Source organism: Pseudomonas sp. KH_046_1 (genome assembly GCF_057839025.1).
Map to the genome: position 1 here is coordinate 2158332 of NZ_CM174481.1, position 15635 is coordinate 2173966.

Annotated in this window: 13 protein-coding genes and 3 tRNA genes; all 16 read left to right on the top strand. The window is 61.1% G+C overall.

The window, feature by feature from the left end; all coding sequences use genetic code 11:
• Positions 1–146 precede the first annotated feature (146 nt).
• The 16 genes from AC3IT9_RS09910 to AC3IT9_RS09985 all read left to right on the top strand — a co-directional run bounded on the left by AC3IT9_RS09910 (position 147) and on the right by AC3IT9_RS09985 (position 15592).
• Positions 147–1157 carry an aspartate-semialdehyde dehydrogenase gene (locus AC3IT9_RS09910; RefSeq protein ID WP_489272831.1) on the top strand — a complete coding sequence of 337 codons (1011 nt, stop codon included), beginning with the start codon at positions 147–149 and terminating at the stop codon, positions 1155–1157.
• 205 nt (positions 1158–1362) lie between these two features.
• The gene (locus AC3IT9_RS09915) at positions 1363–3963 is read left to right on the top strand and encodes a motility hub landmark protein FimV (protein WP_489272833.1); all 2601 of its coding nucleotides are present in this window, start codon (positions 1363–1365) and stop codon (positions 3961–3963) included.
• A gap of 289 nt (positions 3964–4252) precedes the next feature.
• Complete coding sequence (gene truA, locus AC3IT9_RS09920) at positions 4253–5077, top strand: tRNA pseudouridine(38-40) synthase TruA (RefSeq protein WP_032829430.1); 825 nt, start codon at positions 4253–4255, stop codon at positions 5075–5077.
• A 62-nt stretch (positions 5078–5139) separates the two neighbouring features.
• Positions 5140–5766 carry a phosphoribosylanthranilate isomerase gene (locus AC3IT9_RS09925; RefSeq protein ID WP_353742524.1) on the top strand — a complete coding sequence of 209 codons (627 nt, stop codon included), beginning with the start codon at positions 5140–5142 and terminating at the stop codon, positions 5764–5766.
• A 217-nt stretch (positions 5767–5983) separates the two neighbouring features.
• Positions 5984–6904, top strand: a complete 921-nt coding sequence (gene accD / locus AC3IT9_RS09930) for an acetyl-CoA carboxylase, carboxyltransferase subunit beta (RefSeq protein WP_008047319.1) — start codon at positions 5984–5986, stop codon at positions 6902–6904.
• Positions 6901–8208: a bifunctional tetrahydrofolate synthase/dihydrofolate synthase gene (gene folC / locus AC3IT9_RS09935; protein WP_489272834.1), complete on the top strand. Its 1308-nt coding sequence runs from the start codon at positions 6901–6903 to the stop codon at positions 8206–8208. Before accD ends, folC begins: the two co-directional genes overlap by 4 nt.
• Positions 8192–8860 (top strand): SPOR domain-containing protein, encoded by a 669-nt coding sequence (locus AC3IT9_RS09940; RefSeq protein ID WP_489272835.1) that lies wholly within the window; start codon positions 8192–8194, stop codon positions 8858–8860. The genes folC and AC3IT9_RS09940 overlap by 17 nt, the downstream gene beginning before the upstream one ends.
• 98 nt (positions 8861–8958) lie before the next feature.
• Positions 8959–9519: a CvpA family protein gene (locus tag AC3IT9_RS09945; RefSeq protein ID WP_110661803.1), complete on the top strand. Its 561-nt coding sequence runs from the start codon at positions 8959–8961 to the stop codon at positions 9517–9519.
• A gap of 41 nt (positions 9520–9560) precedes the next feature.
• On the top strand, positions 9561–11066 hold the full coding sequence (gene purF, locus AC3IT9_RS09950) for an amidophosphoribosyltransferase (protein ID WP_007975670.1): 1506 nt from the start codon (positions 9561–9563) through the stop codon (positions 11064–11066).
• 73 nt (positions 11067–11139) lie between these two features.
• Positions 11140–12351 (top strand): O-succinylhomoserine sulfhydrylase, encoded by a 1212-nt coding sequence (locus AC3IT9_RS09955; RefSeq protein WP_489272836.1) that lies wholly within the window; start codon positions 11140–11142, stop codon positions 12349–12351.
• Positions 12348–13124: an SDR family oxidoreductase gene (locus tag AC3IT9_RS09960; protein ID WP_489272838.1), complete on the top strand. Its 777-nt coding sequence runs from the start codon at positions 12348–12350 to the stop codon at positions 13122–13124. Before AC3IT9_RS09955 ends, AC3IT9_RS09960 begins: the two co-directional genes overlap by 4 nt.
• Positions 13125–13369: 245 nt before the next feature.
• Positions 13370–13445: transfer RNA gene (locus AC3IT9_RS09965), tRNA-Val, on the top strand.
• A gap of 53 nt (positions 13446–13498) precedes the next feature.
• Positions 13499–13575 (top strand) — tRNA-Asp (locus AC3IT9_RS09970).
• 105 nt (positions 13576–13680) lie between these two features.
• Positions 13681–13757 (top strand) — tRNA-Asp (locus AC3IT9_RS09975).
• A gap of 378 nt (positions 13758–14135) precedes the next feature.
• Entirely contained in the window at positions 14136–14645 is a 510-nt protein-coding gene (locus tag AC3IT9_RS09980; protein ID WP_489272839.1) for a sigma-70 family RNA polymerase sigma factor, read from the top strand.
• Positions 14642–15592, top strand: coding sequence for a FecR domain-containing protein (locus tag AC3IT9_RS09985; RefSeq protein WP_489272840.1), 951 nt, complete (start codon positions 14642–14644; stop codon positions 15590–15592). Before AC3IT9_RS09980 ends, AC3IT9_RS09985 begins: the two co-directional genes overlap by 4 nt.
• Positions 15593–15635 lie beyond the last annotated feature (43 nt).

The window sequence follows — 15635 nt, forward strand, 5'->3', positions numbered from 1 at the left end:
TCGCTCCCACATTGGAATGCATACCCCTGTGGGAGCGAGCCTGCTCGCGAAGGGGCCGCCACAGGCACCACAAGCCCCGGCGGAATTGCTTGCATGCCACCCACCCGGTAAAGTGCCGCTCCCCCCGTTTCGCCAGAGGTCAAACCATGAGCCAGTCCATTGATATTGCCGTGATCGGCGCCACCGGTACTGTCGGCGAAACACTCGTGCAGATTCTCGAAGAGCGCGATTTCCCGATCGGCACCCTTCACCTGCTGGCCAGCAGCGAATCGGCCGGCAGTTCGGTGCCGTTTCGCGGCAAGAACGTGCGGGTGCGGGAGGTCGATGAGTTCGACTTCAGCAAGGTGCAGTTGGCATTCTTTGCCGCCGGCCCGGCGGTCTCGTTGAGTTTTGCTTCCCGGGCGACAGACGCCGGTTGCTCGGTGATCGATCTCTCCGGTGCCCTGCCGGCCGAAAAGGCGCCACAGGTCGTGCCTGAGGCCAACGCCCAAGTGTTGACCGGCTTGAAAAAACCCTTTCAGGTCAGCAGCCCAAGCCCGTCGGCCACCACCCTGGCGGTGGTGCTCGCACCATTGATGGATTTGCTCGATTTGCAGCGCATCAGCCTGACCGCCAGCCTCGCGGTATCGGCCCAGGGGCGCGAAGCCGTGAGCGAGCTCGCCCGGCAGACCGCCGAGCTGCTGAATGTGCGGCCGCTGGAGCCGAAATTCTTTGATCGGCAGATGGCCTTCAACCTGTTGGCCCAGGTCGGCAAACCGGATGAGCAAGGTCATACGCTGCTGGAAAAACGCCTGGTGCGTGAGCTGCGCCAGGTCATGGCGCGGCCTTCATTGAAGATTTCCGTCACTTGCATTCAAGCCCCGGTGTTTTTTGGCGATAGCTATAGCGTGACCCTGCAGTCCGCGAGTGAAATCGACCTGGGGAAAGTCAATGCAGCCCTGGAAGACGCACCCGGCATCGAGCTGGTGGAAGCCGGCGATTACCCGACCCCGGTGGGCGATGCGGTAGGGCAGGATGTGGTCTACGTTGGTCGGGTTCGCCAGGGGATTGACGACCCGTCGGAACTTAATCTGTGGTTGACGTCAGATAACGTACGCAAAGGCGCGGCGCTCAACGCTGTGCAGCTGGCCGAGTTGTTGCTTAAAGACCTGCTGTAAAAGATACTTTGCAACAATTTGTCGAATGATTCCGCGCGAGCCTATGCTTGCCGGAGTGCTGAAGGCGAGCCACCCTGCGTGGCTTTGCCGGGCATCAATGAAATGATCGCGCGCGACGACCCACGCCGTTGCGCGCAATGCCTTACGGCAGCGACTATCAATACCTTCTCGCTGGCCGAGGAATGTTCAAACTAAGGATGAGCTAATGGTTCAAGTTCGCAAACTGGTGTTAGCAATAGCGGCCGCGTCGGCGCTGTCCTCCGGTATGGCGCATGCCCTCGGGCTCGGGGAACTGACCCTGAAATCGACGCTCAACCAGCCGTTGGTAGCGGAAATCGAGCTGCTCGATGTCAAGGACCTCACCGCCGCCGAAGTGGTGCCGAGCCTGGCCTCACCAGACGATTTCGCCAAGGCCGGTGTCGACCGCCAGGCGTTTCTCAACGACTTGACCTTCACCCCGGTGCTCAACGCCAGCGGCAAAAGCATCCTGCGCGTGACCTCCAGCAAACCACTTTCCGAACCCATGGTGAAGTTCCTGGTTCAGGTCATGTGGCCGAACGGCCGCTTGTTGCGCGACTACAGTGTGCTGCTCGATCCGTCCAAATTCTCGCCGCAAACCGCTGAAGCGGCTGCGCAACCAACGTCAACGGTTGCCGCGCCCGTCACCGGTGCGACCAAACCGTCCCAATACACCACCACGCCGCGCGATACCCTGTGGGAAATCGCCGCGAAGGCGCGTAATGGCGGTTCGATCCAGCAAACCATGCTGGCCATCCAGGCGTTGAACCCGGATGCCTTTATCGACGGCAACATCAACCGCCTGAAAACCGGCCAGGTGTTGCGCCTGCCGGACCAGGCACAGAGCACGGGCCTGCCGCAAGCCAAGGCCATTGCCGAAGTGGCTGCGCAGAACACCGCATGGCGCCAGGGGCGTCGCTATGTAGCGAAACCCGGGGCAGGGCAGCAACAGCTTGACGCCACCAGTCGCGCTCGTACCGATGGTGCTCCGGCGCAAGCGACTACCGACAAGCTGAGCCTGGTGTCTGCCGAGTCCGGCAAGAGCCGTGGCAAAGGGGCTGCCGGAGATGCCAAGGCCCTCAGCAACAAGCTGGCGGTGACCCAGGAAAGCCTCGACAGCAGCCGTCGTGATAACGCCGAACTGCAAAGCCGCATGGCCGATCTGCAAAGCCAGGTGGACAAGCTGCAACGCCTGATCGAGTTGAAGAACAATCAACTGGCCAAGTTGCAAACCGAGGGCGCTGCGGCTGCACCAGCGGCTGCGACAGCTCCGGCGATGTCGGCCGAGCTGGCTGCCAACCCGGCAGCGCCTGGTCCGGCTGACACTGCACCAGCGCCCGAGGCAACTGCGGCGCCGGCCGAGAAGCCCGTTGAGGTGACACCGGCAGCATCCGACGATCAGAAATTCAATGAGTTGCTGACCAATCCGGCGCTGCTGGGCCTGGTGGGTGGCGGTGCGGTGATTCTGCTGCTCCTGCTGCTGTTGCTGGCGCGCCGCCGCAAAGCCCAGCAAGAAGCCGAAAAGCATATGCGCATGGCCCGTGCCTTGGCCGAAGAGCAGCCATTCCCGGCCGATTTCGACTTGCCGGAAAGCAGCTTCGAAGGCCTTGAAGTTCCGTCGCCGAGCGTGAAGCTGGCGACTGCCCCGACGCCTGCTCCCGCGCCAGCGCCGGTGGTTGCTCCGGTGGTGATGACCACGCCGATCGCCGCACCATTGGTGTCTCCGGCCGCCGAGCGTTCCGACGACGTGCTGGGCCAGGCTCAGTCGCACATCAATGCCGGTCGCCTGAACCAGGCTGCCGCGTTGCTGGAGGACGGCGTCAAGCAAGAGCCGAAGCGCAGCGACTTGCGCTTGAAACTGATGGAAGTCTACGGCCAGCAAGGCGACCGCGATGCGTTCGTCGGCCAGGAGCGTCAGTTGGTGGCCAATGGCGACAACTTCGCCCAGGTTGAAAAGCTCAAAAGCCGCTTCCCGGCCATGGCGTTGGTGGCTGCCGGTGGTATCGCCGCAGCGGCCGTTGCTGCCGAGCTGGACGCGCAATACGTCAAGGATCTGTTGCTCGATGAGCCGCAAGCACCGGCGCCAGAGCCAGAACCAGCGGCGTTCGAGGATGACCTCGACAGCGCCTTCGATCTGAGCCTGGACGATCTGGACGCGATGACGCCTGTGGCGCCTGCACCTGTGCCGGAGCTTGAAGTGGCGGCGCTGGCAGGCCTGGACGAGTTCCCGCTGGATGACGATCTGAGTTTTGAGTCGGTGTTGCAGCAACAGACTGAAATCAAGGAAAACCTCGACGATCTGTCGGACTTCGACCTGGACCTGGATCTCGGTGCGCAACCGTCGCCAGTGATGTTGGCTGAAGATGATTTCCTGCTGGATCTGGACGAAGGTGTGAAGGATTTCCCGGCTACCGAAACCCCGGCTATTCCCGAGGTCGCGCTGGATGACCTGGAATTGCCGGCCGATTTCGATCTGTCGCTGGCCGACGAAATGGACGCACCGGATGCGTTCGCAGCCGAGCTGGATGATGTCAACGCCGAGCTGGAGAGCTTGTCCAGCAGTATCGGCGAGCCGACGTTTACCGAAGCTGATGCAGCGCTGGGTGACGATGATGACTTCGACTTCCTCTCGGGTACTGACGAAGCCGCTACCAAGCTCGATCTGGCCCAGGCCTATATCGACATGGGCGACAGCGATGGCGCTCGCGACATCCTCAATGAGGTGGTAAGCGAAGGCAGTGCCGAGCAGAAGAGTGAAGCCGAGGAAATGCTTTCGCGCCTGGCTTGAGTGATCGGTAGGTTGTAAAAAAAGCGGCAGCCCATTGAGGCTGCCGTTTTTATTTGGCCGATGAGTTGATGTCGTCTGCTGTGGCTCCTTCGCGAGCAGGCTCGCTCCCACAGGGGTCTATGCCAGGCATCAATCGCTGTGGGAGCGAGCCTGCTCGCGAAGAGGCCCTAACATTCACTCCAGTCCCTCAGTTGTACTGGCATCCCCTCCAGTCAGCCTTATAATGCCCGCCTTTGGTACATCATCAGGCTGTCCCTCCTTGGCAAATATAGATAACCCGGCCGCCGAAATGGCAGCCGACGGCTTTTTCCGGATCGCGCTGGGCGTCGAATACAAAGGCTCGCGCTACCGCGGCTGGCAGCGCCAGGCGTCCGGGGTGCTCACCGTGCAGGAAACCCTCGAAAACGCCTTGTCCAAAGTCGCCGACTCACCCGTTTCGCTGATGTGCGCCGGACGTACCGACGCCGGGGTGCATGCCTGCGGACAGGTGGTGCATTTCGACACCCAGGTCGAGCGTTCGATGAAGGCCTGGACCATGGGCGCCAACATCAACTTGCCCCACGACGTCAGTGTCAGTTGGGCCAAGGTCATGCCGGCGCACTTCCATGCGCGGTTCAAGGCCATTGCCCGGCGTTATCGCTACGTGATCTACAACGATCAGATCCGTCCGGCGCACCTGAACGAAGAAGTGACCTGGAATCACCGTCCGCTGGACGTCGAGCGCATGGCCGAGGCCGCTCAGTACCTGCTCGGCACCCATGATTTCAGCGCTTTTCGCGCCGGCCAGTGCCAGGCCAAGTCGCCGATCAAGGAACTGCATCACCTGCGCGTCACCCGTCACGGCAAGATGATCGTGCTGGATATTCGCGCCAGCGCCTTCCTGCATCACATGGTGCGCAACATTGCCGGCGTGCTGATGACCATTGGCGCCGGAGAGCGTCCGGTGGAGTGGATGAAAGAGGTGCTGGAGAGCCGGATTCGTCGGACCGGTGGCGTGACCGCGCATCCATTCGGTTTGTATCTGGTTCAGGTCGAGTACCGTGACGAGTTCGAATTACCCGAGCGTTACATCGGTCCACACTTCCTGACCGGTTTCTCGGAACTTGGCGGCTGACGCCCTCGAACGCTTTTGTTACCATCCGGGACTTTCCGGATTTGTCTTGGAGTTGTGTCGACATGTCAGCCGTTCGCAGCAAGATCTGTGGGATTACCCGCATAGAGGATGCGTTGGCAGCCGTCGAGGCCGGGGCGGATGCCATCGGATTGGTGTTCTACGCCAAAAGCCCTCGTGCGGTGACGTTCCAGCAGGCGCGCTCGATCATCAAGGCGCTGCCGCCGTTCGTGACCACCGTGGGCTTGTTCGTCAATGCGAGCCGTTGCGAATTGGGTGAAATCCTCGACGCGGTGCCCCTGGACCTGCTGCAGTTTCACGGCGATGAAAGCGCAGAGGATTGCGAAGGATGGCACCGCCCGTACATCAAGGCGTTGCGGGTCAAGGCGGGTGATGACATCGCCGCGGCCTGTGATGCTTATGCCAGTGCCAGCGCAATCCTGCTCGATACCTATGTCGAAGGCGTTCCCGGAGGAACCGGCGAGGCGTTTGACTGGTCACTGATACCGCACGGCTTGAGCAAGCCGATCATTCTGGCGGGCGGTCTGACGCCGGATAACGTCGCCGAAGCGATTGCCCGCGTCCGGCCTTATGCCGTGGATGTCAGCGGCGGGGTAGAGGCGAGCAAGGGCATCAAGGATCACGCAAGGATTCAGGCATTTATCAAAGCGGTACGCGGTAGCACCTGTTGATGTGACGGCTGGCAGACTGCCGCCGTCCACTGCACTGTACAAAGCGGATGCACTGCACACAGCAGGCAGATCCGAGGGTTTGTGGTTGCACGCAGGTCATGTTTCGCGCTGACCGTGGCAGTCCATCGACCCTCTTCGCACACATGAATTTAGCGCTAGGGCATACACGGGGCTGCGAACCAGAGCGTTCGGGCCACCGGTACTGGAGAAAGAAAGCATGAGCAACTGGTTAGTAGACAAACTGATCCCTTCGATCATGCGTTCCGAGGTCAAGAAGAGCTCGGTGCCTGAAGGTCTTTGGCACAAATGCCCGTCTTGCGAGGCTGTGCTGTATCGTCCGGAGTTGGAAAAGACCCTGGACGTTTGCCCCAAGTGCAACCATCACATGCGTATCGGCGCCCGTGCCCGTATCGACATCTTCCTCGATGTTGAAGGCCGTGCCGAGCTGGGTGCGGACCTGGAGCCGGTTGACCGTCTGAAATTCCGCGACGGCAAGAAGTACAAGGACCGCCTGACCGCTGCACAAAAGCAGACCGGCGAAAAAGACGCACTGGTTTCCATGAGCGGCACTTTGCTGGGCATGCCAGTCGTGGTCTCGGCGTTCGAGTTTTCCTTCATGGGCGGTTCGATGGGCGCCATCGTCGGCGAGCGTTTCGTGCGCGCCGCCAACTACGCCCTGGAAAAACGTTGCCCGATGATCTGCTTTGCCGCTTCCGGCGGTGCGCGGATGCAGGAAGCGCTGATTTCCCTGATGCAAATGGCCAAGACCTCCGCGGTGCTGGCTCGTCTGCGTGAAGAAGGCATCCCGTTCATCTCCGTGTTGACCGATCCGGTCTACGGCGGCGTTTCCGCCAGTCTGGCGATGCTGGGCGACGTGATTGTCGGCGAGCCGAAGGCGTTGATCGGTTTTGCCGGTCCGCGCGTGATCGAGCAGACCGTGCGTGAAAAACTGCCGGAAGGCTTCCAGCGCAGCGAGTTCCTGCTGGAACACGGTGCCATCGACATGATCATCGACCGTCAGGAGCTGCGTCCGCGCCTGGGCAACCTGCTGGCGCAAATGATGGGCCTGCCGACGCCGAAGTTCGTGGCTGCACCTATCGAGCCGATCGTGGTTCCACCGGTACCCGCCAGCCTATGACCCAACGTACCCTTGGCGAATGGCTCGCCTACCTTGAGCAGTTGCACCCTTCGGCCATCGACATGGGCCTGGAGCGGTCGCAGCAGGTAGCGTCCCGCATGGGACTGGGCAAGCCGGCGCCTCGGGTGATCACGGTCACCGGGACCAACGGCAAGGGTTCCACCTGTGCGTTCGTGGCGTCCTTGCTGCGGGCCCAGGGCTTGAAAGTGGGGGTCTACAACTCCCCGCACCTGCTGCGCTACAACGAGCGGGTAACGGTCAATGGCGTCGAAGCCACGGATGCCGAGTTGTGCGAGGCCTTTGCCGCGGTAGAGGCCGGGCGCGGCGACACTTCCCTGACTTACTTCGAAATGGGCACTCTGGCGGCATTCTGGCTGTTTCAGCGCTCCGGGCTCGATGCGGTGGTGCTGGAAGTCGGTCTGGGCGGTCGTCTGGACACGGTCAACGTGGTGGACGCCGACATGGCGCTGGTCACCAGTATTGGCGTTGATCATGCGGATTACCTCGGTGATACCCGAGAGTCCGTGGCCTTCGAGAAGGCCGGTATTTTCCGTCAGGGCGCGCCTGCGCTCTGCGGCGATCTGAATCCTCCACAACCTCTGCTGGACAAGGCGCGCGAGCTCAATTGCCCGTTTTTCCTGCGGGGGCGCGATTTTGACCTCGGTGTGACCGATCACCACTGGCAATGGCGCGGTGTCGATGCGCAAGGGCGCTCGGTTGAACTGCGCGACTTGCCGCTGCTCGATCTGCCGATGGAAAACGCTGCGCTGGCGTTGCAGGCGTATCTGCTGCTCGGCTTGCCTTGGGTGGATGCGCAGATTATCGAAACGCTGCGGGCTACCCGGGTGGTCGGTCGTCTGGATCGCCGCGAGTTCGAGTGGCAAGGCAAGCGCCTGAATCTATTGCTGGATGTGGGGCATAACCCCCATGCGGCGGAGTATCTGGCTCGTCGCCTGGCCAGTCGTCCGCCGGTCGACAGGCGTCTGGCGGTGTTCGGGCTGCTGGCGGACAAAGACCTGGGTGGTGTTGTCGGCGAATTGAATGCTAGTGTCCAGCACTGGGCCGTTGCACCTCTGGATTCGCCTCGGGCGCGTCCGGTTGCGGATTTGCACGATGCGTTGCAAGGTCTTGGTGCGTCGGTTACGTCATACGGCAGCGTAGCGGCCGCCCTGGAAGGGCAGTGCGCGCAGGCCACGAGCGACGACGAAATCCTGTTGTTCGGATCATTTTATTGTGTCGCCGAGGCCCTTGAATGGCTGGCCCGGCGCTCCACGGAGGACGCGGCGAATGGCATTGCTGGATAAGGCATACAAGCAGCGCATGGTTGGCGCCCTGGTGTTGGTCGCGCTGGCGGTGATTTTTCTGCCGATGCTGTTTTCCCGCCAGGACGAACAGCGCCAGGTGACGGTCGAAGCGCCTGCGGCCCCGCAGGCGCCGGCGATGCCCCAGGTACAGGTCGAGCCTGTGGTTGTGCCCGAGCCGCAAGCCTTGCCTCAGGAACCCGTGCCGAGCGATGACGAAATCGCCCAGCAGGAATCGGCGGTGCCAACTGCGCCGGTGGTCCCAGCGCCTGCAGTTCCAGCGCCAGCAGCCAAGCCGCCTGCACCAGCGCCGGTCCCGGCTCTGGCCGCTAAACCTGCGACAGCGCCTGCCCAGCCCATCACGGCGGCACCGGGCAAGCCGGACACCACGCAAAGCCGTGTCGATGCCAATGGTTTGTCTGTCAGCTGGTCGGTGCAACTGGCCAGCCTGTCGAATCGTGAAAGCGCAGAAAAGCTTCAGAAAACCCTGCGCAGCCAGGGTTACAACGCCTACATCCGTACCGCCGACGGCAAAAACCGGGTGTTTGTCGGACCGCTGATCGAGCGCGCTGAAGCCGACCGGCTGCGTGACTTGCTGAATCGCCAGCAGAACCTCAAGGGGTTTGTCGTGCGCTTTCAGCCAGAACGTGGCTAAAACTATCGCCCCGATATGAAATGCACAGACAATCGCAGCTTACCGATAAGCACGGGCTCTGCTAAAATGCGCCGCCTTATCCGTCTGTAGGCTGCACTGTGCCATTTACCTGGGTTGACTGGGCGATCGTTGCAATCGTCGCCATCTCCGCATTGATCAGTCTGAGCCGCGGCTTCGTCACAGAAGCACTGTCGCTGCTGACCTGGATCATCGCAGGAGTCGTAGCCTGGATGTTCGGTGGCTCACTGTCCGAGTACCTCGGCGGGTACATTCAAACGCCATCGGCACGTATAATCACGGGCTGTGCCATCATGTTTGTCGCCACTTTAATCGTAGGCGCAATGATCAATTATCTTATCGGCGAACTGGTTCGCGTCACCGGGCTCTCCGGGACCGACCGATTCCTCGGCATGGCCTTCGGCGCCGCGCGTGGCGGGTTGCTGGTGGTTATCGCCGTCGGGCTGTTGAGCCTGGGGCCGGTACAGCAGGACGGGTGGTGGAAAGAGTCACAGCTCGTGCCAAAATTTCTATTGGTTGCAGACTGGTCCAAAAACCTGATCCTCGGGTGGAGCAGTCAGTGGCTTGCCAGCGGAATCAGCGTACCCGCTGATATTCCGTTCAAGGAGCAACTCTTGCCGACGGCCAAAACGCCTCAGTGAGTAGTGCTCAGTTCAGATCCATTAAGTAGGGGTTGCGTCGCATGTGTGGCATCGTCGGTATCGTCGGTAAGTCGAACGTCAATCAGGCGCTGTATGACGCGCTAACCGTCCTCCAGCACCGCGGCCAGGACGCTGCCGGTATCGTGACCAGCCATGATGGCCGGTTATTCCTGCGCAAGGACAACGGCCTGGTGCGTGACGTGTTCCAGCAACGTCACATGCAGCGCCTGGTCGGTCACATGGGTATTGGCCATGTGCGTTATCCAACCGCGGGCAGCTCGACGTCGGCTGAAGCTCAACCGTTTTACGTCAACTCGCCTTACGGCATCACCCTGGCGCACAACGGTAACCTGACCAACGTTGAACAACTGGCCAAGGAGATTTACGAATCTGACTTGCGCCACGTCAACACCAGTTCCGATTCGGAAGTGCTGCTCAACGTGTTCGCGCACGAACTGGCCCAGCGCGGCAAGTTGCAGCCGACCGAAGAAGACGTTTTCGCCGCCGTCACCGACGTGCACAACCGTTGCGTCGGTGGTTATGCCGTCGTGGCGATGATCACCGGCTACGGCATCGTCGGCTTCCGCGATCCGCACGGCATCCGCCCGATCGTTTTCGGTCAGCGTCACACCGACGAAGGCGTCGAGTACATGATCGCCTCGGAAAGCGTTTCCCTGGACGTGCTCGGCTTCACCCTGATTCGCGACCTGGCGCCAGGCGAAGCGGTCTACATCACTGAAGAGGGCAAGCTGTACACCCGTCAGTGCGCGACCAACCCGTCCCTGACGCCGTGCATCTTCGAACACGTCTACCTGGCGCGTCCGGACTCGATCATCGACGGCGTGTCGGTCTACAAGGCCCGTCTGCGCATGGGTGAGAAACTGGCCGAGAAGATCCTGCGCGAGCGTCCGGATCACGACATCGACGTGGTCATCCCGATTCCCGACACCAGCCGCACCGCGGCGCTGGAGCTGGCGAACCACCTGGGTGTGAAGTTCCGCGAAGGCTTCGTGAAGAACCGCTACATCGGCCGGACCTTCATCATGCCGGGCCAGGCCGCGCGGAAGAAATCCGTACGCCAGAAGCTCAATGCCATCGAGCTGGAATTCCGCGGCAAGAACGTGATGCTGGTGGATGACTCCATCGTTCGCGGCACTACTTGCAAGCAGATCATCCAGATGGCCCGCGAAGCCGGCGCCAAGAACGTCTACTTCTGTTCCGCGGCGCCAGCGGTTCGCTACCCGAACGTCTACGGCATCGACATGCCGAGCGCTCACGAGCTGATCGCCCACAACCGTTCGACCCAGGACGTGGCTGACCTGATCGGCGCCGACTGGCTGATCTATCAGGATCTGCCTGACTTGATCGAAGCGGTCGGTGGCGGCAAGATCAAGATCGACAAGTTCGATTGCGCGGTGTTCGACGGCCAGTACGTCACCGGCGACGTCGACGAGGCTTACCTGAACAAGATCGAGCAGGCACGCAACGATGCCTCCAAGGTCAAGACGCAGGCAGTCAGTGCGATCATCGATCTGTACAACAACTGAGTTTCTACCGGCCCTGAGGGGCCGGTTTTGTATCTGGCTTTTCATTTACGAGAATAGGGAAAGGAGTGACAGCATGAGTCAGGATTGGGATGCCGGTCGGCTGGACAGCGACCTCGAAGGCGTAGCGTTCGATACCCTGGCCGTACGTGCCGGTCAGCACCGTACGCCGGAAGGCGAACACGGTGATCCGATGTTCTTCACTTCCAGCTATGTATTCCGCACCGCTGCCGACGCCGCCGCGCGTTTTGCCGGGGAAGTGCCGGGCAACGTTTACTCGCGCTACACCAACCCGACCGTACGCGCCTTCGAAGAGCGCATTGCCGCCCTGGAAAGCGCTGAGCAAGCCGTGGCGACTGCCACCGGCATGGCCGCGATCATGGCGGTGGTGATGAGCCTGTGCAGCGCCGGTGATCATGTGCTGGTTTCGCGCAGCGTATTCGGCTCGACCATCAGCCTGTTCGAGAAGTACTTCAAACGTTTCGGTATTGAAGTCGATTACGTGGCCCTGGCGGACTTGTCCGGTTGGGATGCAGCGATCAAATCCAATACCAAATTGCTGTTCGTCGAGTCGCCGTCCAATCCGCTGGCCGAATTGGTAGACATCGCCGAACTGTCGAAAATCGCTCACGCCAAAGGCGCGATGCTGGTGGTCGACAACTGCTTCTGCACCCCGGCCTTGCAGCAGCCGCTGAAAATGGGCGCGGACATCGTCGTGCACTCGGCCACCAAGTTCATCGATGGCCAGGGCCGTTGCATGGGTGGCGTGGTCGCTGGCCGCAGCGAGCAGATGAAAGAGGTGGTTGGCTTCCTGCGTACTGCCGGGCCGACACTGAGCCCGTTCAACGCCTGGATCTTCCTCAAGGGCCTGGAAACCCTGAACCTGCGGATGAAGGCCCATTGCGCCAACGCCCAGCAACTGGCCGAGTGGCTGGAGCAGCAGGAAGGTATCGAGAAAGTCCATTACGCGGGCCTCAAGAGCCATCCGCAGCACGAACTGGCGCTGCGCCAGCAGAAGGGCTTTGGTGCTGTCGTCAGCTTTGAGGTGAAGGGCGGCAAAGAGGGCGCCTGGCGCTTTATCGATGCCACGCGCCTGATTTCGATCACCGCCAACCTGGGCGACAGCAAGACCACCATCACCCATCCGAGCACCACGTCCCATGGTCGCCTGGCGCCGCAAGAGCGTGAAGCGGCGGGCATTCGTGACAGCCTGATCCGCGTGGCGGTCGGCCTGGAAGATGTGGCGGACCTGCAAGCCGATCTGGCGCGCGGCCTGGCTGCGTTGTGATCGAGTTGTCTGTGCCGACCACTGGCTCAAATGGCCGCGTAGCGCTGGTGACTGGAGCTGCGCGAGGCATTGGCCTGGGGATCTCGGCCTGGCTGATCAGCGAAGGCTGGCAAGTCGTGCTGACCGATCTGGACCGGGAGCGCGGTTCGAAAGTGGCGAAAGTGCTGGGCGATAACGCTTGGTTCATCGCCATGGATGTCTCGAATGAAGGGCAAGTCGCACTTGGGGTGGCCGAGGTGCTCGGCCAGTTCGGGCGCCTGGATGCGCTGGTATGCAACGCAGCGGTTGCCGATCCGCACAACATCACCCTGGAAAGCCTCGACCTGGCTCACTGGAATCGGGTGTTGGCGGTGAACCTCAGTGGGCCGATGTTGCTGGCCAAGCACTGTGCGCCGTACCTGCGCGCTCACAGCGGTGCCATCGTCAATCTGGTCTCGACCCGCGCCGGGCAGTCGGAGCCTGACACAGAGGCCTATGCGGCGAGCAAGGGCGGTCTGTTGGCTCTGACGCATGCGTTGGCCATCAGCCTTGGCCCGGAGATCCGGGTCAACGCGGTCAGCCCTGGCTGGATCGATGCGCGCGACCCCAGGGTGCGGCGTGCCGAACCGTTGACCGAAGCCGATCATGCCCAGCATCCGGCGGGCAGGGTAGGGACGGTCGAGGATGTCGCGGCGATGGTGGCCTGGCTGTTGTCGAGGAACGCCGGGTTTGTCACCGGCCAGGAATTCGTGGTCGATGGCGGCATGACCAAGAAGATGATTTACAGCGAGTGATGGGGGCAGGGTGCGGTCTTCAGCATTTGATGTTGAATGTGCTGCCCTCATCGCGAGCAAGCTCGCTCCCACAGAGGGAGAGAGCATGCTTTTAACTGTGGGAGCGAGCTTGCTCGCGATGGCGGACTGATGGTTGCCGACACTGGCCGGAATGAAATGATTTTGTCTTTTTCAGAAAAACTTCAATCCTGCTATTGACTTAGGTTCGCTACCTGCGTAAATTTCGCGGCCTCGGAGATGCAAACGGGTGATTAGCTCAGCTGGGAGAGCGTCTGCCTTACAAGCAGAATGTCGGCGGTTCGATCCCGTCATCACCCACCACTTCCGAGATACTTGCGAAAGCAAGAGGTAGGCTGAAATGCCTCCACCGACGCGCAGCGGTAGTTCAGTCGGTTAGAATACCGGCCTGTCACGCCGGGGGTCGCGGGTTCGAGTCCCGTCCGCTGCGCCATATTTTCCGAGCCAGGCATGCCCTGATTCGAGATTGAAAGAGAGATTGAAAAGTCTCAGAGCTTTTAATCAGACGAGTTAATTGAGCGTCAGCTCAAAGCGATACGCAGCGGTAGTTCAGTCGGTTAGAATACCGGCCTGTCACGCCGGGGGTCGCGGGTTCGAGTCCCGTCCGCTGCGCCATATCTGCCCCGAGGCCCACTGAACGCCTTGGAGCTACGAAGAAACCACTGGTTACTTCGAGTCGATAGCAAAGACCCTGGTCGAAAGACCGGGGTTTTTTGTGTCTGCGATTTGGCTTTTTCTCCCTCCTCACGACCCTCACGGTTTCGCATCTGCCGACCAAGCGCGGATGGCCAGTGAATTGCGATGCCTCCTGAATTTCCCCCTCAATAATTCACAGCCTTGATAAACCGGCACCGCGCGGCCGAAATACCTGCTCGTCATCAAATTATTCAAGCATTTACCGGGTGCAAATCGCACAAAGGACTTGGTTTGACCTCTCAACACTAATTAGAATGAGTCGCATTTATAATATTTCTTCGCGCAGGGTTTCTTTAGATGAGTGATGCAGCGTTGCCGCCGGAGCAAACCTTCCACGACCTGTACCGCGATCACCGGAGCTGGCTCGAGGGATGGTTGAAACGACGCATGGGCAATGGCAGCGACGCGGCGGACCTGAGCCAGGACACCTTCGTTCGTTTGCTCGCCAGTTCTCAGCGCATCGCCGACCTGCAAGAGCCTCGCGCCTACCTGGCGACAGTCGGCAAGCGGCTGCTGGCCAACTTCTACCAGCGCCGCAGCCTGGAGCAAGCCTATCTCGATGCATTGGCGTTGCTGCCCGAGGACTGCGTGCCGTCCCCCGAGCAACGCTGGATCCTGCTGGAAACCCTGCAAGCCCTGGACGAATTGCTCGATGGCTTGCCGGGCCCGGTACGCCGAGCGTTTCTCTTGAGTCAGCTGGAAGGCCTGGGCTATCAAGAGATTGCCGAGCGACTGCAAGTATCGGAACGCACGATCAAGCGTTACATGGCTCAAGCCTACGAGCATTGCCTGCTGGTGGACCTGTGAACGGTTCGGCACCTTCGGCCCAGGCCCGGCAAGTCGTGCGGGCCGCTGCGCAGTGGCTGGCCCTCATGGAATCCGGCTGCGCCAATGAACAGGACCGGGCGCAGCTGCAGAGCTGGCGCGATAGTCATTACAGTCACGAGCAGGCCTGGCAGAAAGCGCAACTCTTGCGCCAACGCTTTGCCGACCTGCCATCGGCCCTGGCCATGGCCAGCCTGGACCGGCCACAAGTCAGTCGACGTACCGTGCTCAAACGCGCCGTCGGGGCGGTGGCGTTGCTGCCGACCGCCTGGCTGATCAGTCGACAGTTGCCTCTGGATGCCTGGAGTGCCGACCTGCGGACCGCCACCGGGGAAAGCAAAAAAGTCCGGTTGGCCGATGGAGGCTCTGTGCAACTGAACACTGCCAGTGCCGTCGATATCGACCTGAAGCACCGGCGCCTGACCCTCGTGGAAGGCGAAATGGCACTGAATGTGCCCGGGGTCTCGCCGCTGACGATTCTCACGCGCTTCGGGCAAGTGGTCGTCAATCAGGGCGAAGTATGTGTTCGTCAGGGGCAGGCGGGTTGCAAGGTCTCGGTGCTCAAAGGCACGGTGCAGTTGCAGCCTTTGCACGGATCGGTCTTTTCGTTGCGCGGTGGCCAGCAGGTCAGCCTTCAAGCGACGGGTGCCGGTGCCGTGGAGCCATTCGACGTGCTGGCCCCGGGCTGGCGTGAGGGTGTGCTGATGGCGCAGAACCAGCCCTTGGGGGATTTTCTGCGCGAACTCAACACCTATCGTCCGGGCGTGTTGCGTTGGGAGCCCGAGCTGGAATCGCTGCGCATCACCGGCAGTTTTCGTCTTGAAGACACTGATCGCATTCTGGCTCTGCTGGCGGCCAGCCTGCCGCTGGAGGTGCATTCGCGTACGCGTTACTGGGTAACGCTGGTGCCGCGCAAAAATAGTGTTTAAAGCGTGTCCCCTTTTTTCGCCTCGCTTGTCATTCAAGGTAAGC

Coding starts and splice junctions, on each gene's coding strand:
- AC3IT9_RS09940 (WP_489272835.1), top strand. CDS start 8,192: ATGGCATTGCTGGATAAGGCATACAAGCAGCGCATGGTTGGCGCCCTG.
- purF (WP_007975670.1), top strand. CDS start 9,561: ATGTGTGGCATCGTCGGTATCGTCGGTAAGTCGAACGTCAATCAGGCG.
- truA (WP_032829430.1), top strand. CDS start 4,253: ATGGCAGCCGACGGCTTTTTCCGGATCGCGCTGGGCGTCGAATACAAA.
- AC3IT9_RS09910 (WP_489272831.1), top strand. CDS start 147: ATGAGCCAGTCCATTGATATTGCCGTGATCGGCGCCACCGGTACTGTC.
- AC3IT9_RS09915 (WP_489272833.1), top strand. CDS start 1,363: ATGGTTCAAGTTCGCAAACTGGTGTTAGCAATAGCGGCCGCGTCGGCG.
- accD (WP_008047319.1), top strand. CDS start 5,984: ATGAGCAACTGGTTAGTAGACAAACTGATCCCTTCGATCATGCGTTCC.
- AC3IT9_RS09980 (WP_489272839.1), top strand. CDS start 14,136: ATGAGTGATGCAGCGTTGCCGCCGGAGCAAACCTTCCACGACCTGTAC.
- folC (WP_489272834.1), top strand. CDS start 6,901: ATGACCCAACGTACCCTTGGCGAATGGCTCGCCTACCTTGAGCAGTTG.
- AC3IT9_RS09925 (WP_353742524.1), top strand. CDS start 5,140: ATGTCAGCCGTTCGCAGCAAGATCTGTGGGATTACCCGCATAGAGGAT.
- AC3IT9_RS09955 (WP_489272836.1), top strand. CDS start 11,140: ATGAGTCAGGATTGGGATGCCGGTCGGCTGGACAGCGACCTCGAAGGC.